Genomic DNA, 18559 nt, shown 5'->3' with positions numbered 1-18559 from the left:
TGCCCCGGCTGCCATCTGAGCAAGGCGGCCTGCGTTGTGCGAACTGCAGAGGTCAAGACCGACCGGATCGACCCGCCGTCGGCACGGATCTTCCGGCCGGCAATGCAGCCCCGCAGGGTTGCCAGGCGGGCCGCCCGCCGCCATCACGCGATTGACACAAGCGCCGAACAGTTGCAGTGCCATCGTAAGCGGGAGCGGCAGCGACAGGGGAGCACCCGTGCCGCCGATCCGGGTGCCGATGGTGGCCGTCGCCCCCGCAAGGACGCGCAATTCGCCGCCGCCCGCTTCTGTCTCCAGCATCCCGCCGCCGGCCAGGGCATAGCTGTCGGCGACGAATTGCAGGCCCTTGAAGGACAAATCGCCCTGGACTTCGACCAGCCCTCCGGTCTCGTTGAAGGCGCCGTGGCTGCCGGCCCAAGGCCATGGGGATGTCGCCGCCACGGTCCCGCCAGGCCAGGTTCGCCGCGCTCCAGACGCCGCTGCCGCCGCGCCAGATCTTCACCGCCGCATCGCCGCCGTGCCGACCACCAGGTCGACATGGCCGCCGCCGGTCACGATTTCATAGGTGCTTGTTCCCATTGCCGGCGTCGTCGCGATCCCAAGGCCATGGTCGGTCAGCCCGCCATAGCTCAGCAGCCGGTAATAGCCCAGGCCCGCGCCGCCCGCATTGGAAAGCCTGAGCACGCCGTCCAGGGTCAGCTGCCCGCCGACGGTGACGTGATCGCTTGTGCCGCCGCCGCTGGCCGGGCCGGAGGCGCCCAGGTCAAAGCCGAGGACGGAGCCGGTGCCGAGTTCCAGGTCGTCCGCGATCATCAGGGTGCCGATGCTGCCGCTTCCCAGTTGAAGCACGCCGCCGGCCACCAGGATGTCGCCGCTGTGGGTGTTGGTGCCGCTGAGGATCAAGGTGCCGCCGCCCTCTTTCACCAGCCCGCCCGTGCCCGAGATCGTGCCGCCGAAGCCCGTGTCGCTGCCGTCCCCGCCCGTGGTCAGCGTGCCCTGGCCAAGCGTGACGTCCCCGGCCCCGGAAAGCGAGCCGATGGTCTGGTCGAACCCGTCCAGGTCGAGCGAGGCCCCGGCATCGACGGCATGCGCGCCGAGGGTCGCAAAGCTGCCGGCAGCCCCCGCCTGCAGGCTGCCCCGAGAGGCATAGGCGCGGCCATGGCCGTTCGATCCGTTGCCCATGACGTTGACTCAGCCGGACTTGCCGGCCTCGCTGCCGATGACGCCGGGCTCTGTGTCCAGCCGGCCGCCCGCTTGGATCGCCAGCGTTCCGCCGCCGCCGTCGATGTCGATTGCATCCTGGGCGTTCACGCCCACGCAAGGCTCCAGGCCGCAAGCGGGGCGGCGGGATGCCGGGAAGCACGTCGCCGCAGGCGGGCCACGGTCTGCGCCAAGGCGACGGGGCTCTGCCCATGACCCTGCCGAGGACAAGGGCCAGCGCGGTCGAATACAGCGGATCGTAGACGGCCGATGCCCTACGCAGGCGGGCATTCGGGGCAACCCTCGCCAGCAGGGCCGTCGGAAGGGCATGTCGCGATGCCATCTGGCGGGCTTTCCCCCATCGTGTCGCCATTCATTGCGACCCTTCTGGCAAGGGAGCGTTAAGAGAAGGTTAAGCGGCATGCCGAAGCCCCGAGGCATTTCCGAAGGATTTGATCGATTCCGCACCCGCAGGGGCTTGCCGGGCGGGCCTCAGCCCGGTCCGGCATGGCTGAGGGGGCGGGACAGTTCGTGGCCGCGTTCGGCCAGCCTTGCCGACAGAAAGCCGATCACCGCGCGCACCCATTGCATCACCCGCAGGTCGCGGTGGCAGGTCAGCCAATAGGTCCGGGTCAGGCGGACCCGTTCGGGCAGTACGATCTGCAATTCGGGATATTTCGCGGCGATATACCAGGGCAGCACGCCGATCCCCAGCCCGCCCCGCACCGCCGCAAGCTGGTTGAAGATGCTGGAGCTTTTCACCCCGGCCCGGATCGCGGGATGGATCTCGCCCAGGTAGTCCAGGCCGGGGGCGAAGATCATCTCCTCGATATAGCCGACGAAGCGCAGCCGGGGCAGATCCTCGGGGCTGGCGATCGGCGGCAGGCCGCGCAGATGCTCGCGCGTGGCGTAGAGGTGCAGCGTATAATCCACCAGGCGCTCGGAGCGATAGGGGCCGCTCGTCACCGGGTCCAGCGTGATCGAGATGTCCGCCTCGCGCCGCGACAGCGACAGCACCTGCGGCATGGTGATGAGTTCCAGCGAGATCAGCGGAAATTCCGCGGCAAAGGCCGGCAGCAGATGGGTCGAGAACAGGCTGCCGAAGCCCTCGGGCATGGCCAGCCGCAGCGGCCGCGCCTGGCCGGTGGCGGCGGATTGCTCCAGCGGGATCAGCCCGGCGGCCTGCTCCATCCGCTCGGCCGCCTCGATCAGCCGCTGGCCGGCGGGGGTCGGCTCGTAGCCGCGGGGATTGCGCTCGAACAGGCGGGTGTTCAGCGCCTGCTCCAGCCGGTCGATGCGGCGCGAGACGGTGACATGCGAGGTGCCCAGCTGTCGCGCCGCGCGCGAAAGCTGCCCTTCGCGCACAACCGCCAGAAAGAATTGCAGATCGTCCCAGCTGAGATTGGCCATCTGTTCGAAAATGCACACGCCCTGTAAGAAATTAAACCTCTCTGAACACTTGTGTCAAAGCCGAATTGCCTGCATCGTTCCATGCGGGAGGGGCAAGGCGAGAGTCGCCCCCTCGCGGGTAACAGGACAGTATTCCCACCCGGCAGGCAGAAGCGGCCGGTGGAAGGGATGCGCCTTTGGGAGGACATAATGCGAAAGATTCTGCTGTCGACCGCCGCGGTCGGCCTTATTGCCACGCCTGCCCTGGCCGAGGTTTCGGACGGGGTGGTCAAGATCGGCATCCTGAACGACCAGTCCGGGGTCTATGCCGATTTCGGCGGCAAGTATTCCTATGAGGCCGCGCGGATGGCGGTCGAGGATTTCGGCGGCAAGGTGCTGGATGCGCCGGTCGAGGTCGTCACCGCCGATCACCAGAACAAGCCCGACATCGCCTCGAACATCGCACGGCAATGGTATGACACCGAGCAGGTCGATGCGATCATGGAACTGACCACCTCGTCGGTCGGCCTGGCGGTGCAGGCGCTGAGCCAGGAAAAGAAGAAGATCACCGTCAACACCGGCGCGGCCACGACCGAGCTGACCGGGCCGCAATGCACCCCCTATGGCTTCCACTGGGCCTATGACACCCATGCGCTGGCCGTGGGCACCGGCGGCGCGCTGGTGAAGGAGGGCGGCGACAGCTGGTTCTTCCTGACCGCCGACTATGCCTTCGGCTATTCGCTGGAAGAGCAGACCGGCAATTTCGTCAAGTCGCAGGGCGGCACGGTCGCGGGGGCGGTGCGCCACCCGCTGGCGACGACGGATTATTCCTCGTTCCTGCTGCAGGCCCAGGCTTCGGGGGCCAAGGTCATCGGCCTGGCCAATGCCGGCATGGACACGCAGAACGCCATCAAGCAGGCGGCCGAATTCGGCATCACCGCCGGCGGCCAGCGCCTGGCGGCGCTGCTCTTCACCCTGGCCGAGGTGCATGGCATCGGGCTGGATGCCGCGCAGGGGCTGACGCTGACCGAAAGCTTCTACTGGAACCGCACGCCGGAATCGCGCGCGTTCGGCGAACGCTTCAAGGAACGCACCGGCGTCATGCCGAACATGGTCCATGCCGGCACCTATTCCGCCGTCACCCAATACCTCAAGGCGATCCAGGAGGCAGGAACCGACGAGACCGAGGCCGTCGCCGCCAAGATGCACGAGATGCCGGTGGACGACATCTTTGCCCAGGGCGGCAAGGTCGGGCCCAACGGCCGGCTGATCAAGGACGTCTACCTGATGGAGGTCAAGGCGCCCGGCGACGTGACCGAGGACTGGGATTATTACAACGTCCTGGCCACGATTCCGGGCGATCAGGCCTTCCTGAACCCGGCCGAAAGCGGCTGCCCGCTGGTCCAGTGATGGCGGCGACGCTTGCAACGCAGTCCCAGCCGCGGGTGGTCTTGTCCGCCCGCGGCCTCGGCCGGGACTTCGCGGGTTTCACCGCCGTCAACAACGTGGATCTGGACGTGGAGCATGCGCGCATCCACGCGCTGATCGGGCCCAATGGCGCCGGCAAGACCACGGTCTTCAACCTCTTGACCAAGTTCCTGCAGCCGACGCGGGGCCAGATCACGCTCCTGGGCCAGGACATCACCAACACCCGGCCCGACAAGGTGGCGCGGATGGGGCTGGTGCGGTCCTTCCAGATCTCGGCGGTGTTCCCGCACCTGACCGTGCGCGAGAACGTCAAGGTCGCGCTGCAACGCCCCAACGGGCTTTCGACGCAGTTCTGGCTGCCGCTGTCCGCGCTCGACCGGCTGGATGCGCGCGCCGACCAGCTGATCGAGCAGCTGGGCCTGGCGCAATACCGCGACCACCGCGCCGCCGACCTGTCCTATGGCCGCAAGCGCGTGCTGGAGATCGCGACCACCCTCGCGCTCGACCCCGAGGTGCTGCTTCTGGACGAGCCGATGGCCGGCATGGGGCAGGAGGACGTGGCCATGGTCGCGGGCATCATCCGCGACGTCGCCGCCGAACGCGCCGTGCTGATGGTCGAGCACAACCTCAGCGTCGTCGCCGACATCTGCCACCACGTCACCGTGCTGCAGCGCGGCGAGATCATCGCGCGGGGCGACTATGCCACCGTCTCGGCCGATCCGCGCGTGCGCACCGCCTATATGGGGTCCGAGGCATGAGCGCGCCGCTTCTGAACGTCCGCGACCTGCAGGCCTGGTATGGCGAAAGCCACGTCCTGCACGGCGTGAACCTGCATGTGAACGAAGGCGAGACCATCTGCATCCTCGGCCGCAACGGCATGGGCAAGACCACGACGCTGCGCAGCATCATGGGCATCCTGCGCAAGCGCACCGGCCGCATCCAGTTCGCCGGGCGCGACATGATGGCGCTGCCCCTGCACCAGACCGCCCGCGCCGGGCTGGGCTTCGTCCCCGAGGAGCGCGGCATCTTCGCCAGCCTCTCGGTCGAGGAGAACCTGATGCTGCCGCCGAAGGTCGCCGAGGGCGGCATGTCGGTCGAGGAGATCTACGCGCTGTTCCCGAACCTCGAGGAGCGCCGCAATTCGCAGGGCACCAAGCTGTCGGGCGGCGAGCAGCAGATGCTGGCCATGGCGCGCATCCTGCGCACCGGCGCGCGCTGCCTCTTGCTCGACGAGCCGACCGAGGGGCTGGCCCCGGTCATCATCCAGGCCATCGGCGAGGTGCTGCAGAAGCTGAAGGGCCGCGGCATGACCGTGGTGCTGGTCGAGCAGAACTTCCGCTTTGCCGCCAAGGTCGCCGACCGCTTCTACCTGATGGACCACGGCCGCATGACGGCAGAGTTCCCGGTCGCCGAACTGCCGGCGCAGATGGACATGCTGCATCGGGAACTGGGGGTGTGAGATGACGATGATTTTCGGCGTGCCCCTCCAGGCCCTGATGGGGCAATTGCTGGTCGGGCTGATCAACGGCAGCTTCTACGCGCTGCTGAGCCTGGGCCTGGCGGTGATCTTCGGGCTGTTGCGCGTGATCAACTTCGCCCATGGCGCGCAATACATGCTGGGCGCCTTCGCGGCGCTGCTGCTCCTGACCGTAGGCGGCATCAACTACTGGCTGGCGCTGATCCTGGCGCCGCTGTTCGTGGGCCTGTTCGCGGCGCTGGTCGAAAGGACCATGCTGTCGCGGCTCTACAAGCTCGACCCCCTTTACGGGCTCCTGTTCACCTTCGGCTTGGCGCTGGCGATCGAGGGCACCTTCCGCTATTTCTTCGGCGCCTCGGGCAAGCCCTATGCGCCGCCCCCGCAGCTGACAGGGGCGGTGAACCTGGGCTTCATGTTCCTGCCGATCTATCGCGGCTGGGTGGTCATCGCCTCGCTGGCGGTCTGCATCGGGGTCTGGCTGCTGATCGAGAAGACCAAGCTCGGCGCCTACCTGCGCGCGGCGACGGAAAACCCGGTGCTGGTGCAGGCCTTCGGCGTCAACGTGCCCTTGCTGCTGACGCTGACCTATGCGCTCGGCGCCGGGCTTGCGGGCTTTGCCGGCGTGCTGGCGGCGCCGGTCTACCAGGTCTCGCCCCTGATGGGCTCGAACCTGATCATCATCGTCTTCGCGGTGGTGGTCGTGGGCGGCATGGGCTCGATCCTGGGCGCCATCGTCACCGGCTACATGCTGGGCGTGGTCGAGGGGCTGACCAAGGTCTTCTACCCCGAGGCCTCGAACATCGTGATCTTCGTCATCATGGCGATCGTCTTGATCCTGCGGCCCGCGGGCCTTTTCGGAAAGGATGCCTGACATGGCCGCAAAATCCGAAACCGTCGCCTCGGAGCATGTCGCGGCCCATCCGCGCGCGGGGCAGGTGCAGCTGGCGCTGGTCGCCATCGCCCTGGCCGGGCTGCTGGTGGCGCCGATGTTCCTCTACCCGATCTTCCTGATGAAGCTTCTGGCCTTCGCGCTGTTTGCCTCGGCCTTCAACCTGCTGCTGGGCTACACGGGGCTTCTGTCCTTCGGCCATGCCACCTTCTTCGGGGGGGCGGCCTATTTCACCGCCCATGCGGTGAAGGTCTGGGGCTGGTCGCCCGAGGCGGGCATCCTGCTGGGCGTCGCCGGCGCGGCCCTGCTGGGGCTGGTGATGGGCGCCATCGCCATCCGCCGCCAGGGCATCTATTTCGCCATGATCACGCTGGCGCTGTCGCAGATGTTCTTCTTCTTCTGCCTGCAGGCGCCCTTCACCCATGGCGAGGACGGCATCCAGTCGGTGCCGCGCGGGCACCTGTTCGGGCTGATCGACCTGAACCGGCCGATGAACATGTATTACTTCGTGCTGGCGGTGTTCGTGATCGGGCTCCTGATCATCCGGCGTTTCGTGAACTCGCCCTTCGGCATGATCCTGAAGTCGATCCGCGAGAATGAGCAACGCGCGATCTCGCTGGGTTATTCGGTGCAGCGCTACAAGCTGGGCGCCTTCGTGATGTCGGCGGCGCTGGCGGGGCTGGCGGGCGGGGTCAAGGCGCTGATCTTCCAGTTCGCGACGCTGACCGACGTGACCTGGCAGATGTCGGGCGAGGTGATCCTGATGACGCTGCTGGGCGGCATCGGCACGCTCCTGGGGCCCATCGTCGGCGCAGGGCTGGTGGTCACGTTGCAGAACTACCTGGCCACCTCGGACTTCCCGGTGACGATCATCACCGGCCTCGTCTTCATGGTCTGCGTCCTGCTGTTCCGCCGCGGCCTCGTCGGAGAGTTCTTCGCAACGAAAATCGGCCGGAAAATGGGGTTCCGTTCCGAATCGTGATGGTGCGGCCCCCGCGCCGGCGGGGGCCATCATGGAGTGTCTGATGGAAAGCTACGACTATATCGTGATCGGCGCGGGCAGCGCCGGCTGCGTGCTGGCCAACCGCCTCAGCGCCGATCCCGGCAACCGGGTGCTGCTGCTCGAGGCCGGGGGGCGCGACAATTACCACTGGATCCATATCCCGGTCGGCTATCTCTATTGCATCGGCAACCCGCGCACCGACTGGGGTTTTCGCACCCAACCCGAGCCGGGGCTGAACGGCCGCGCGCTGCTTTACCCGCGCGGCCGGGTGCTGGGCGGCTGTTCCTCGATCAACGGCATGATCTACATGCGCGGGCAGGCGGCGGATTACGACCATTGGCGCCAGCTCGGCTGCACCGGCTGGGGCTGGGACGACGTGCTGCCGCTGTTCAAGGCGCAAGAGGACCATTATCGCGGGGCCGACGACATGCATGGCGCCGGTGGCGAATTGCGGGTCGAGACGGCGCGGGTTCGCTGGGCCGTGCTCGACGCCTTCATGGAGGCGGCCGAGCAGGCCGGCATCCCACGGACCGAGGACTTCAACCGCGGCGACAACGAGGGCGGCGGCTATTTCGACGTGACCCAGCGCCGCGGCTGGCGCTGGAGCGCGGCGAAGGCCTTTCTGCGCCCGGTGCGCCACCGCCCGAACCTGCGCATCCTGACCGGGGCCGAGGTCGAGCGGCTGGTGATCGAGGCGGGCGAGGTCGCGGGCGTGGTCGTTCACCACCAGGGCCAGCGGCGCGAGGTCCGCGCCGCGCGCGAGACGGTGCTGGCCGCGGGCGCCATCGGCTCGGTGCAGATCCTCGAACATTCCGGCGTCGGCCGCGGCGAGGTGCTGCAGGCCGCCGGCATCGCGCCCCAGGTCGAGGTGCCCTCGCTGGGCGAGAACCTGCAGGACCACCTGCAATTGCGGCTGGTCTACAAGGTCCGCGGCGTGCCGACGCTGAACGAAAAGGCCTCGCGCCTGATGGGCAAGGCGTCGATCGGGCTGGAATACCTGCTGAAACGCTCGGGCCCGATGTCGATGGCGCCCAGCCAGCTTGGCATCTTCACCCGCTCGGGGCCGGACAAGGCGACGCCGGACCTGGAGTTCCACGTCCAGCCGGTCAGCCTCGACAAGTTCGGCGACCCGGTGCATCCCTTTCCGGCGATGACCGCCTCGGTCTGCAACCTGCGGCCGGAAAGCCGCGGCTCGGTCCATGTCGCCGGGCCGGATTTCCGCGCCCATCCCGCGATCCGGCCGAATTACCTGTCGACCCAGGCCGACCGCGACGTGGCCGCGCGCGCCATCCGCCTGACCCGCAGGATCGCCGCGCAGCCCGCCTTCAACCGCTTCGACCCCGAGGAGCATATCCCCGGCATCGCCTTCCAGAGCGACGAGGATCTGGTCCGCGCCGCCGGCGCCATCGGCACCACGATCTTCCACCCGGTCGGCACCTGCCGCATGGGCGCCGACGACGCGGCGGTGGTCGACCCGCGGCTGCGGATGCGCGCGCTTGGCCGGCTGCGCATCGCCGACGCCTCGGTCATGCCGACCATCACCAGCGGCAACACCAACGCCCCGGTGATGATGATCGCCGAAAAGGCCGCGCGGATGATGCTCGAGGACGCCAGGGCCTGAGCCCGGCTTTGACTTTTCGCGTCCCATGCCCATATCTTGGCACAGGGCTGGAAGCGCGGAGGCAAGCCATGCTCAGGACCATCTGCCTGTCCCTTTCCCTGGCGCTCGCCGCGCCTGCCGCCATGGCCGGGCCGGCCGCATCGGCCGGGGGAAACGTCACCGTCACCTATGTCGCGCCCGAGAGCTTCCGCGACCGCGAGTTCCGCCGCGAACGCAGCCGGACCTCGGCCCTGGCCGAGTTCGACCGCTGGTTTGCCGAGCTTGGCGCGCGCTACCTGCCCGCCGGGCAAAGCCTTGCCATCGAGGTGCTGGACATCGACCTTGCCGGCGAGTTCGAACCCTGGCGCAGCGGCTTCAACGACGTGCGCTTCCTGCGCGACACCACGCCGCCGCGCATCCACCTGCGCTATCGGCTGATGCAGGGCGACACCGTCATCCGCGCGGGCGAAGAACGGCTGACCGACATGAACTATCTCTCGGACCCGCGCGGGCATGGCGACAGCCGGCGCTTCGTCTATGACAAGCTGATGGTGCAGGACTGGTTCCGCAAGACCTTCGCCACGCCGCGGCAACCCGCCCGTCCGGATCTTTCCGGCTGACCGGCAAGCCCCGGCAGGCCGCAAGCGGCCCGCCCTCAATCCTCGATCATGCGGCGGCTGCCGTCGATGTCCAGCCCGCCGGAAAACACCCGGCTCGCGCGAATATCGCTTTCGGTGATGGTGGACAGCGCCCGCGCATCGACCGGCACCTCGCCGGAAAACAGCCGGTTCGCCTGCCGCAGCCGCGCCCGGTCCAGCGCATTGCGGATCGAGCGGGCATTGGCGAAATGCGGCTGCTCGCGGCGCAGGCGGATATATTCCTCCATCGCCGCCCGCCCGGCCTCGTCGAAGACATAGCCCTGGTTCTCCAGCATCGAGGCCGAGATCCGCCCCAGCTCCTCGTCGGTATAGTCGGGAAACTCAATGTGATGGGCGATGCGCGAGCGAAAGCCGGGATTGGCCGAGAAGAAGCGGTCCATCCGGTCGGCATAGCCGGCCATGATGACCACCAGGTCGTCGCGGTTGTTCTCCATCACCTGCAGCAGGATCTCGATCGCCTCCTGGCCATAGTCGCGCTCGTTGTCGGGCTTGTAGAGGTAATAGGCCTCGTCGATGAACAGGACGCCCCCCATGGCCTTCTTCAGCACTTCCTTGGTCTTGGGCGCGGTATGGCCGATATATTGCCCGACCAGGTCGTCGCGGGTCACGCTGACCAGGTGGCCCTTGCGCACATAGCCCAGCCGATGCAGCAGCCCGGCCATCTTCAGCGCCACCGTGGTCTTGCCGGTGCCGGGATTGCCGGTAAAGCTCATGTGCAGCGTCGGCACCTCATGGGCCAGCCCCAGGTCGCGCCGCGCCCGGTCTACCAGCAGCAGCGCCGCCGTCTCGCGGATCCTCTGCTTCACCGGCGCCAGCCCGATCAACTCGCGGTCCAGCTCGTCCAGGATCTCGCGCACACCCGAGGATTCATACTCGGCCTTCAGATCCACGGTCGCCAGCGTCTCGCCCATATCGCCGTCCATCAGCCTTTCTCCGTTTCACAAATACTCTCGGGGGGTCCGGGGGGCAGACAGCCCCCCGGTCCGGCAGTGCCGTCAGCCGATCATCTCGTGGGTATAGCGGATATGGCGGCCATCGGCCTCCATGCGCCAGGTCTTGAAGCTCGGCTCGTTTTCCGGGCGGTTGACGATGAAGGACATCATCACCGTCTCCCATCCGCGCGTGCTGTCGAAGGCGTTGATGCGGATATACTTGTCGCCATGCGCCTTGCGGCAGTCGTCCAGCTCCATCATCACGCCCTTGGCGTCCTTGAGGTCGAACATCGGGTTGCCCCACATCTCCCAATAGGTGTTGCGGGGATGGGGCTCGGAGGTCCATTCGATCCCGACCGCCCAGTCGCGCGACAGGATGTATTCCACCTGGTCGCGGATCTGTTCGTCGGTCAGGTCGGGCAGGAAGGAAAAGCAGCCCTGAGTGATACGCATCTGATCTCTCCCTTAGCTGACGGACGCGGTCGGAACGAAGTCCGAGGTGTCGGTCGAGGTATAGTTGAAGGTGATGTTGCCCCAGGTATCCAGCGCCGCCTCCAGCGGCTTGCACCACTTGGCGGCCTTGCGCAGCACCTCGGGACCCTCATTGGCGATATCGACGCCCTCGTTGCGCGCCAGAACCATGGCCTCCAGCGCCACGCGGTTCGCGGTCGCGCCCGCCTGGATGCCCATCGGGTGGCCGATGGTGCCGCCGCCGAATTGCAGCACCACGTCGTCGCCGAACAGGTCCAGCAGCTGGTGCATCTGCCCGGCATGGATGCCGCCCGAGGCGACCGGCATCACCTTTTTCAGGTTGGCCCAGTCCTGCTCGAAGAAGATGCCGCGCGGCAGGTCGACCGCGTTCACCGTCTCGCGGCAGACGTTGTAATAGCCCTGCACGGTCATCGGGTCGCCTTCCAGCTTGCCGACGGCGGTGCCGGTATGCAGGTGATCGACCCCGGCCATGCGCAGCCACTTGGCGATGACGCGGAAGCTGATGCCGTGGTTCTTCTGCCGGGTATAGGTGCCGTGGCCGGCGCGGTGCATGTGCAGGATCATGTCGTTCTGCCGGCACCAGTTGCTGATCGACTGGATCGCGGTCCAGCCGACGATCAGGTCCACCATGACGATGACAGAGCCCAGCTCCTTGGCCAGTTCCGCGCGGCGATACATCTCTTCCATCGTGCCGGCGGTGATGTTGAGGTAATGGCCCTTGGTCTCGCCGGTGGCGGCGGTGGCCTTGTTCACCGCCTCCATGCAGTAGAGGAAGCGGTCGCGCCAATGCATGAAGGGCTGCGAGTTGATGTTCTCGTCGTCCTTCATGAAGTCGAGCCCGCCCTTGAGCCCCTCGTAGACCACGCGGCCGTAGTTCTTGCCCGAAAGGCCCAGCTTGGGCTTGGTGGTGGCGCCCAGGAGCGGGCGGCCGAACTTGTCCAGGCGCTCGCGCTCGACCACGATGCCGGTGGGCGGGCCGGCGAAGGTCTTCATGTAGGCGACCGGGAAACGCATGTCCTCGAGCCGCGCGGCCTTCAGCGGCTTGAAGCTGAAGACGTTGCCGATGATCGAGGCGGTGACGTTGGCGATCGAGCCTTCCTCGAACAGGATCAGGTCATAGGCGACATAGCAGAAATACTGCCCCGGCGTGCCCGGCACCGGCTCGACCTTATAGGCTTTCGCGCGATACTGGTCGCAGGCGGTCAGCCGGTCGGTCCAGACCACGGTCCAGGTCGCGGTCGAGCTTTCGCCGGCCACGGCCGCCGCCGCCTCGATCGGGTCCACGCCTTCTTGCGGGGTGATGCGGAACAGCGCCAGCACATCGGTGTCCTTGGGCTGGTAGTCGCCGTCCCAGTAACCCATCTGGGCGTATTTCAGCACGCCGGCGGCGTAGCGCTTTTTCTTGTCCGTGATTTCGGACTTGCTCATCTCGTTCATCGGGCTTCCTCCTCCTCAGGCGGCTTTCGCGCCAGTGATTGCCGGGTCCAGCGCCCCCGACGCATAGCGTTTGGCCATCTCGTCCATCGGGATGACCCTGATCTTGCTGGCATGGCCCGCGGTGCCGAAACGCTCGAAGCGGTCGCGGCACAGCGCCGTCAGCTCCTTCATGGCCGGGATCATGAACTTGCGCGGATCGAACTCTTCGGGCTTGTCGCGGGCGATCTTGCGGAACTGCCCGGTCATCGCCATGCGGCAGTCGGTGTCGATGTTCACCTTGCGCACGCCGTGGCGGATGCCGCGCTCGATCTCCTCGACCGGGACGCCATAGGTCTGCGGCATCGCGCCGCCGGCATCGTTGATCAGATCCTGCAGGTATTGCGGCACCGAGCTGGAGCCGTGCATGACCAGATGCGTGCCGGGCAGGCGCTCGTGGATCGCCTCGATCACATGCATGGCCAGGATGTCGCCATCGGGCTTGCGGCTGAACTTGTAGGCGCCATGGCTGGTGCCGCAGGCGATGGCCAGCGCGTCGCAGCGGGTGCGCGAGACGAAATCCACCGCCTGGTCGGGGTCGGTCAGCAGCTGGCTGTGATCCAGCTTGCCCTCGGCGCCCGAGCCGTCCTCGGCCGCGGCCTCGCCGGTCTCCAGGCTGCCCAGCACGCCCAGCTCGCCCTCGACCGAGGCGCCGACGGCATGGGCGGCCTCGGCCACCTTGGCCGTCACCGCGACGTTATAGTCGTAATCCGCGGGCGTCTTCATGTCCTCGTGCAGCGAGCCGTCCATCATCACGCTGGTGAATCCGTGGCGGATCGCCGACATGCAGGTGGCCAGGTTGTTGCCATGGTCCTGGTGCAGGCAGATCGGGATGGTCGGGTTCATCTCGGCCAGGGCCTCGACCATGCGGCGCAGCATGATGTCGCCGGCATAGGAGCGGGCGCCGCGGCTGGCTTGCAGGATCACCGGGGCATCGACCTCGGCCGCGGCCTTCACGATGGCCAGGCCCTGTTCCATGTTGTTGATGTTGAAGGCGGGCACGCCGTAGCCATGTTCGGCGGCGTGGTCCAGAAGCTGTCGCAGCGTGATGAGGGCCATCACTTTCCTCCCTGGATAAGCTGGTTGGCAAGGTCGGCGGCACGTTCGGCGGTGATGCCGAAATGCCGGTAAAGCGCGGGGGCAGGGGCCGAGGCGCCAAAGCCCGCCATGCCGATGAAGCCGTCGCCGGGGCGCAGGAACAGCCCGTCCCAGCCCTGGCGGATCAGCGCCTCGATGGCGATGCGCGGGGCGCGGCCCAGCACCGCCTCGCGCTCGGCCTCGGGACGCCGGGCGAACAGCTCGAAGCAGGGGGCCGAGACGACGGCGGCGCGCACGCCCTGCGCCGCCAGCAGGTCGGCGGCCTCCAGCGCGATCTCGATCTCGGAGCCGGTGGCGATCAGGGTCACGTCGCGCGCGCCCTCGGTCTCGCGCAGGACATAGGCGCCCTGGCGGCTCAGGTTCTCGTCATCGGCCTCCAGCCGCACGGCGGGCAGGTTCTGGCGCGACAGGCACAGGACCGAGGGCGTGGCGGGCGCGGTCAGCGCGATCTCCCAGGCCTCGGCGGTCTCGACGGCATCGGCGGGGCGAAAGACCATCAGGTTCGGGATCGCCCGCAACGCCGCGACATGCTCGACCGGCTGGTGGGTCGGGCCGTCCTCGCCCAGGCCGATGCTGTCATGGGTCATGACATGGATCACCGGCACCCCCATCAGCGCGCCCAGCCGGATGGCCGGGCGGGAATAGTCGGAAAAGGCCAGGAAGGTGCCGCCATAGGGGATCAGCCCGCCATGCAGCGCGATGCCGTTCATGATCGCGGCCATGCCGTGTTCGCGGATGCCGTAATGGACATAGCGGCCCAGGCGCTCGGCCGGCGTCACCGAGACCATGCCCTTGCTGCGGGTGTTGTTCGAGCCGGTCAGGTCGGCCGAGCCGCCCACCGTGTTCGGCAGCGTGGCGTTCACTACCTCCAGCGCCATCTCGGACGCCTTGCGGGTCGCCACCTTGGGCCGGTCGGCGGCCAGTCTGGCGGTATAGTCGCGGATGGCGCTGCGCAGCGCCGCCGCATCGGGCGCGGCCAGCATGGCGTTGAAACGGCCCTGATCTGGGGACGTTTCCAGCCGCTTCTGCCATGCTGACCGCGCCTCGGCCCCTCGCGCGGAGACATTGCGCCAGGAGTCCAGGATGTCTTGGGGAATTTCGAAGGGCGGATGGCTCCAGCCCAGATGCGCGCGCGCCGCGGCGATCTCGTCGGCGCCCAGCGGCGCGCCATGCACGTCGTGGCTGCCCTGCTTGTTCGGCGCGCCATAGCCGATCACCGTCTTGCAGGCGATGAGCGAGGGGCGCTCGTCCGCGCGCGCGGCCTCGATGGCGGCGGCCACAGCCTCGCGGTCATGGCCGTCCACCGCCTGCACATGCCAGCCCGCGGCGGCAAAGCGCGCCAGCTGGTCGGTCGAGGTGGACAGGTCGGTGTGCCCGTCGATGGTGATGCCGTTGTCGTCCCACAGCAGGATCAGCCGGCCCAGCCGCTGGTGGCCGGCAAAGTCGATGGCCTCGTGGCTGATGCCCTCCATCAGGCAGCCGTCGCCCGAGATGACATAGGTCCAGTGATCGACCAGCCCGTCGCCGAAGCGGGCGTTCATCATCCGCTCGGCCAGCGCCATGCCGACGGCGGTGGCGATGCCCTGGCCCAGCGGGCCGGTGGTGGTCTCGATCCCCTTGGCATGGCCGTATTCGGGATGGCCGGCGGTGCGTGCGCCCAGCTGGCGGAAATTCCGCAGCTGGTCCATGTCCATGTCGTCATAGCCCAGCATGTGGTTGATCGCATAGACCAGCATCGAGCCATGGCCGGCCGACATCACGAAACGGTCGCGGTCGGGCCATGCGGCATCCGCCGGGTCGATCTTCATGAAGCGGTTGAACAGCACCGCGGCCACGTCGGCCATGCCCATGGGCGCGCCGGGGTGGCCGGATTTCGCCGCCTCGACCGCATCCATCGCCAGCGCACGGATGGCATTGGCCATCTGCGCCTCCATGCCGGTGTCGATCCTTGCCATCTGGTTCATGTTCTTCCCTCCCTTCAGGCGCGCTTCGATTCGTTGACCAGACGCAGGATCATCGGCGTCAGGATCAGCTGCATGGCGAGGTCCAGCTTCGGCCCCGGAATGACGATGGAATTGGCGCGGCTCATCCACGAGCCCTGGATCATCGAGGTCAGATAGGGGAAATCGATGCCGCGCGGGTTCTTGAAGCGGATCACCACCAGGCTTTCGTCCGCGGTGGGGATCCAGCGCGCGATGAACGGGTCCGAGGTGTCCACCACCGGCACGCGCTGGAAGTTGATGTCGGTTTCGGTGAACTGCGGGCAGATCACATGCACATAGGCGTGCATCCGGCGCAGGATCACGTCGGTCACGGCCTCGGTCGAATAGCCGCGGCTGGCCTTGTCGCGGTGGATCTTCTGGATCCACTCCAGGTTGATGACCGGCACCACGCCGATCTTCAGGTCGGCCTGGCCGGCGATGTCGATGCCGTCCGACCTGACCGCGCCATGCAGCCCCTCGTAGAACAGCAGGTCCGAGTCGGGGGCGAAATCCTCCCATGCGGTGAACTGGCCGGGGGGCGTGCCGTATTTCTCGGCCTCGCGGTCGTCGTGGACGTAATGCCGGGTCTGGCCGGTGCCGGTCTCGCCGTAGTGGCGGAACACCTGCTCAAGGCGCTCCAGCTCGTTGGCCTCGATGCTGAAATGGCTGAAGGTGTGGTCGCCCGTCTCGGTCCGGCGCGTCAGTTCCGCCTTCATCGCCGCGCGGTCGAAGCGGTGGAAGGCGTCGCCCTCGATGCTGACGGCGGTGATGCTTTCGCGGCGGAAGATCTGGTCGAAGGTGTTCTTGATCGTGGTGGTGCCTGCGCCCGACGAGCCGGTGACAGAGATGATCGGGTGTTTCTTGCTCATGGTGTCCCTTCTTTTTCCAGATCAGGCCCGGAACAGGCCGCGATGGCCGAACAGTGCCGAAACCTCGGTCTCGGGCAGTTCGTGATAGGCGGCGATGCGGGCGACCTTCTCGGCCGAGCCGAAGACGAAGGGCGTGCGCTGGTGCAGGCTCGCCGCGCCCTGGTCGAGGATCGGGACCAGCCCGTTGGTGGCGCGGCCGCCGGCCTGTTCGACCAGAAAGGCGATGGGCGCGCATTCGTAGAGCATGCGCAGCCGGCCCGAGCCGTAGCCCTTGCGCGCGTCGCCCGGATACAGGAACACGCCGCCCCGGATCAGGATGCGATGGGTTTCCGCCACCAGCGAGGCGATCCAGCGCATGTTGAAGTTCTGTTCCCGCGGGCCGTCGCTGCCGGCCAGGCAATCGTCGATATAGGCCCGGATCGGCTGCGGCCAGTGCCGGTAGTTCGAGGCGTTGATGGCGAATTCCAGGGCGCTTTCGGGCATCTCCTGCCGGGCCGTGACCAGCCGGAAGCCGTCGCTGTCGGGGTCCAGCGCGTAATGCTGCACGCCGTCGCCGAACGTCACCATCATGGCGCAGCGCGGGCCGTAGATGATATAGCCGCCGGCGATCTGCTGGCGGGCCGGGCGCAGGAAGCTGGCCTCGGCCGTCGCCTCGGCGGGGTAGATCGAAAAGATCGTGCCGATCGAGACATTGGTGTCGATGTTCGAGGAACCGTCCAGCGGGTCGATGGCGACGGCCAGGCGCCCTGCGGGGTCCAGCGCCACGGCCTCGTCCTGTTCCTCGGAGGCGAGCCAGCGCACCCCCGCGCCGGCCAGCGCCTGGCGGAACAGGTCGTCCGCCATCACGTCCAGCGCCTTCTGCCCGTCGCCATCCGCATTGGTCCCGACCGGCGAGGCAAGGTCGCCGCCCCGGCGGATGATCGCGGCAAGCCGGGCGCCGGCCTCGGCCATCGCCTGCATCACGGGCCGAAGCTCCTCGGGAATGCGGTCGGTCTGGATTGTCTCGGCGGTCATCTGCCCCTCCTCTGGCGCGTCCCGTCTTCTTGTTGACATGTCCAGATTTTAAGGAACATTTAATAATGCAAAAAAGTATTTCGGAAATTCTGAATGAAGCGGATCAGTGCCATAACCCTGCGCCAGCTGCGCGTGCTGCGCGCGGTGATCGACAGCGGCTCTCTGACGGGCGCCGCGGGGCAGCTTAGCCTCAGCCCGCCCGCGATCCACAGCCAGCTGCGCGCGCTGGAAGACCTGATGGGCGCGCCCATGGTGATCCGGGGCGAGCATGGCGCCTTCCTTGCCACCGAGGAGGGGCGGACGGTGCTGGAGGCCGAGGCGCAGATCGCCATCGCCCTGGAAACCTGCGCGCGGCGGGTGGCGGCGCTGCAAAGCGGCCATACCGGCAACGTCTCGCTGGGGGTGGTCTCGACCGGCAAGTATTTCGCGCCGCGCCTTGTCGCCGACCTGCGCCGCGCGCTGCCCGAGGTCGAGGTGACGCTGCGCATCGGCAACCGCGACGCGGTGATCCAGTGGCTGACCTCGCGCGCGCTGGACCTGGCGATCATGGGCCGGCCGCCGCGCAACCCGGCGGTGGTGGCCGAGCCCATCGGCCCGCATCCCCATATCATCGTCGCGCCCCCCGATCACCGGCTGGCCGCGGCCGATCCGGCGACGCCGCGGGATCTGCTGGCCGAAACCTATCTGGCGCGCGAGCCGGGCTCGGGCACGCGCATCCTGATGACGCGCTTCCTGGACCGGATCGGCGACGGCACGCCCTGGCGCATGGTCGAGATGGGCACGAACGAGACCATCAAGCAGGCGGTGATCGCCGGGCTGGGGATCGCGCTGATCTCGCAGCATACCGTGACCGAGGAATTGCGCGCCGGCCGGCTGGTGGCGCTGAAGGCCGAGGGGCTGCCGATCCAGCGCAACTGGTTCCTGATCCGGCGCGAGGACATGGCGCTGTCGCCGGCGGGGCGGCGGGTGCATGACCATATCCTGGGGCTGAAGGGCACCTTCCTGCCCGCGGTCGAAGCGTAGGGGCCGGCCGCGGCGGATCGCCGGCGGCCGG

At 67.6% G+C, this 18559-nt stretch carries 18 protein-coding genes; 8 read left to right on the top strand and 10 right to left on the bottom strand.

Going from position 1 to position 18559, the window contains the following annotated elements; all coding sequences use genetic code 11:
* Positions 1 to 498: 498 nt before the first annotated feature.
* The 3 genes from IT40_RS16840 to IT40_RS16835 all read right to left on the bottom strand — a co-directional run bounded on the left by IT40_RS16840 (position 499) and on the right by IT40_RS16835 (position 2610).
* Positions 499 to 1182 (bottom strand): autotransporter-associated beta strand repeat-containing protein, encoded by a 684-nt coding sequence (locus IT40_RS16840; protein WP_036757659.1) that lies wholly within the window; start codon positions 1180 to 1182, stop codon positions 499 to 501.
* A 9-nt stretch (positions 1183 to 1191) separates the two neighbouring features.
* Positions 1192 to 1317, bottom strand: coding sequence for a hypothetical protein (locus tag IT40_RS30535; protein WP_275600364.1), 126 nt, complete (start codon positions 1315 to 1317; stop codon positions 1192 to 1194).
* A gap of 375 nt (positions 1318 to 1692) precedes the next feature.
* A complete protein-coding gene (locus IT40_RS16835) occupies positions 1693 to 2610 on the bottom strand; it encodes a LysR family transcriptional regulator (protein ID WP_036757658.1) in 918 nt (305 codons plus the stop codon).
* 189 nt (positions 2611 to 2799) lie between these two features.
* Here IT40_RS16835 and IT40_RS16830 point away from each other — a divergent pair, with 189 nt between their 5' ends.
* The 7 genes from IT40_RS16830 to IT40_RS16800 all read left to right on the top strand — a co-directional run bounded on the left by IT40_RS16830 (position 2800) and on the right by IT40_RS16800 (position 9606).
* A complete protein-coding gene (locus tag IT40_RS16830; protein WP_036757689.1) occupies positions 2800 to 3999 on the top strand; it encodes an ABC transporter substrate-binding protein in 1200 nt (399 codons plus the stop codon).
* Positions 3999 to 4775 (top strand): ABC transporter ATP-binding protein, encoded by a 777-nt coding sequence (locus IT40_RS16825; protein ID WP_036757688.1) that lies wholly within the window; start codon positions 3999 to 4001, stop codon positions 4773 to 4775. The genes IT40_RS16830 and IT40_RS16825 overlap by 1 nt, the downstream gene beginning before the upstream one ends.
* Positions 4772 to 5476 (top strand): ABC transporter ATP-binding protein, encoded by a 705-nt coding sequence (locus IT40_RS16820; RefSeq protein WP_036757657.1) that lies wholly within the window; start codon positions 4772 to 4774, stop codon positions 5474 to 5476. Before IT40_RS16825 ends, IT40_RS16820 begins: the two co-directional genes overlap by 4 nt.
* 1 nt (position 5477) lies before the next feature.
* Positions 5478 to 6365 carry a branched-chain amino acid ABC transporter permease gene (locus IT40_RS16815; RefSeq protein ID WP_036757656.1) on the top strand — a complete coding sequence of 296 codons (888 nt, stop codon included), beginning with the start codon at positions 5478 to 5480 and terminating at the stop codon, positions 6363 to 6365.
* 1 nt (position 6366) lies between these two features.
* A complete protein-coding gene (locus IT40_RS16810; RefSeq protein WP_036757655.1) occupies positions 6367 to 7365 on the top strand; it encodes a branched-chain amino acid ABC transporter permease in 999 nt (332 codons plus the stop codon).
* Between the two features lie 43 nt (positions 7366 to 7408).
* On the top strand, positions 7409 to 9007 hold the full coding sequence (locus IT40_RS16805; protein WP_036757654.1) for a GMC family oxidoreductase: 1599 nt from the start codon (positions 7409 to 7411) through the stop codon (positions 9005 to 9007).
* Between the two features lie 68 nt (positions 9008 to 9075).
* Entirely contained in the window at positions 9076 to 9606 is a 531-nt protein-coding gene (locus IT40_RS16800) for a DUF3016 domain-containing protein (protein ID WP_036757653.1), read from the top strand.
* A gap of 35 nt (positions 9607 to 9641) precedes the next feature.
* Here IT40_RS16800 and cbbX read toward each other — a convergent pair whose 3' ends face one another.
* The 7 genes from cbbX to IT40_RS16765 all read right to left on the bottom strand — a co-directional run bounded on the left by cbbX (position 9642) and on the right by IT40_RS16765 (position 17505).
* Positions 9642 to 10568 (bottom strand): CbbX protein, encoded by a 927-nt coding sequence (gene cbbX, locus IT40_RS16795; RefSeq protein WP_036757652.1) that lies wholly within the window; start codon positions 10566 to 10568, stop codon positions 9642 to 9644.
* Positions 10569 to 10640: 72 nt separating this feature from the next.
* The gene (locus tag IT40_RS16790) at positions 10641 to 11030 is read right to left on the bottom strand and encodes a ribulose bisphosphate carboxylase small subunit (protein WP_036757651.1); all 390 of its coding nucleotides are present in this window, start codon (positions 11028 to 11030) and stop codon (positions 10641 to 10643) included.
* A 12-nt stretch (positions 11031 to 11042) separates the two neighbouring features.
* Positions 11043 to 12506 (bottom strand): form I ribulose bisphosphate carboxylase large subunit, encoded by a 1464-nt coding sequence (locus IT40_RS16785; protein ID WP_036757650.1) that lies wholly within the window; start codon positions 12504 to 12506, stop codon positions 11043 to 11045.
* Between the two features lie 15 nt (positions 12507 to 12521).
* Positions 12522 to 13601 (bottom strand): class II fructose-bisphosphate aldolase, encoded by a 1080-nt coding sequence (gene fba, locus IT40_RS16780; protein WP_036757649.1) that lies wholly within the window; start codon positions 13599 to 13601, stop codon positions 12522 to 12524.
* Positions 13601 to 15604, bottom strand: coding sequence for a transketolase (tkt, locus tag IT40_RS16775; protein ID WP_181820471.1), 2004 nt, complete (start codon positions 15602 to 15604; stop codon positions 13601 to 13603). Before tkt ends, fba begins: the two co-directional genes overlap by 1 nt.
* A 14-nt stretch (positions 15605 to 15618) precedes the next feature.
* Positions 15619 to 16491, bottom strand: a complete 873-nt coding sequence (locus IT40_RS16770) for a phosphoribulokinase (protein WP_036757648.1) — start codon at positions 16489 to 16491, stop codon at positions 15619 to 15621.
* 21 nt (positions 16492 to 16512) lie between these two features.
* Complete coding sequence (locus IT40_RS16765; protein ID WP_036757647.1) at positions 16513 to 17505, bottom strand: class 1 fructose-bisphosphatase; 993 nt, start codon at positions 17503 to 17505, stop codon at positions 16513 to 16515.
* 93 nt (positions 17506 to 17598) lie between these two features.
* Between IT40_RS16765 and cbbR the strand changes: the two genes are divergently transcribed.
* Entirely contained in the window at positions 17599 to 18528 is a 930-nt protein-coding gene (gene cbbR, locus IT40_RS16760; protein ID WP_036757646.1) for a LysR family regulator CbbR, read from the top strand.
* The last annotated feature ends 31 nt before the right edge of the window (positions 18529 to 18559 follow it).

This window comes from Paracoccus versutus (assembly GCF_000763885.1).
Classification (GTDB): Bacteria; Pseudomonadota; Alphaproteobacteria; order Rhodobacterales; family Rhodobacteraceae; genus Paracoccus; species Paracoccus versutus.
Note: the sequence above shows the minus strand (reverse complement) of the source record. Positions and strands in the feature narration are given on the sequence as shown.

Excerpts from the sequence above, each read along its gene's own strand:
- IT40_RS16840 (WP_036757659.1), bottom strand. The coding sequence starts at position 1,182 with ATGGGCAACGGATCGAACGGCCATGGCCGCGCCTATGCCTCTCGGGGC.
- IT40_RS16835 (WP_036757658.1), bottom strand. The coding sequence starts at position 2,610 with ATGGCCAATCTCAGCTGGGACGATCTGCAATTCTTTCTGGCGGTTGTG.
- IT40_RS16830 (WP_036757689.1), top strand. The coding sequence starts at position 2,800 with ATGCGAAAGATTCTGCTGTCGACCGCCGCGGTCGGCCTTATTGCCACG.
- IT40_RS16825 (WP_036757688.1), top strand. The coding sequence starts at position 3,999 with ATGGCGGCGACGCTTGCAACGCAGTCCCAGCCGCGGGTGGTCTTGTCC.
- IT40_RS16820 (WP_036757657.1), top strand. The coding sequence starts at position 4,772 with ATGAGCGCGCCGCTTCTGAACGTCCGCGACCTGCAGGCCTGGTATGGC.
- IT40_RS16815 (WP_036757656.1), top strand. The coding sequence starts at position 5,478 with ATGACGATGATTTTCGGCGTGCCCCTCCAGGCCCTGATGGGGCAATTG.
- IT40_RS16810 (WP_036757655.1), top strand. The coding sequence starts at position 6,367 with ATGGCCGCAAAATCCGAAACCGTCGCCTCGGAGCATGTCGCGGCCCAT.
- IT40_RS16805 (WP_036757654.1), top strand. The coding sequence starts at position 7,409 with ATGGAAAGCTACGACTATATCGTGATCGGCGCGGGCAGCGCCGGCTGC.
- IT40_RS16800 (WP_036757653.1), top strand. The coding sequence starts at position 9,076 with ATGCTCAGGACCATCTGCCTGTCCCTTTCCCTGGCGCTCGCCGCGCCT.
- cbbX (WP_036757652.1), bottom strand. The coding sequence starts at position 10,568 with ATGGACGGCGATATGGGCGAGACGCTGGCGACCGTGGATCTGAAGGCC.
- IT40_RS16790 (WP_036757651.1), bottom strand. The coding sequence starts at position 11,030 with ATGCGTATCACTCAGGGCTGCTTTTCCTTCCTGCCCGACCTGACCGAC.
- IT40_RS16785 (WP_036757650.1), bottom strand. The coding sequence starts at position 12,506 with ATGAACGAGATGAGCAAGTCCGAAATCACGGACAAGAAAAAGCGCTAC.
- fba (WP_036757649.1), bottom strand. The coding sequence starts at position 13,601 with ATGGCCCTCATCACGCTGCGACAGCTTCTGGACCACGCCGCCGAACAT.
- tkt (WP_181820471.1), bottom strand. The coding sequence starts at position 15,604 with ATGAACCAGATGGCAAGGATCGACACCGGCATGGAGGCGCAGATGGCC.
- IT40_RS16770 (WP_036757648.1), bottom strand. The coding sequence starts at position 16,491 with ATGAGCAAGAAACACCCGATCATCTCTGTCACCGGCTCGTCGGGCGCA.
- IT40_RS16765 (WP_036757647.1), bottom strand. The coding sequence starts at position 17,505 with ATGACCGCCGAGACAATCCAGACCGACCGCATTCCCGAGGAGCTTCGG.
- cbbR (WP_036757646.1), top strand. The coding sequence starts at position 17,599 with ATGAAGCGGATCAGTGCCATAACCCTGCGCCAGCTGCGCGTGCTGCGC.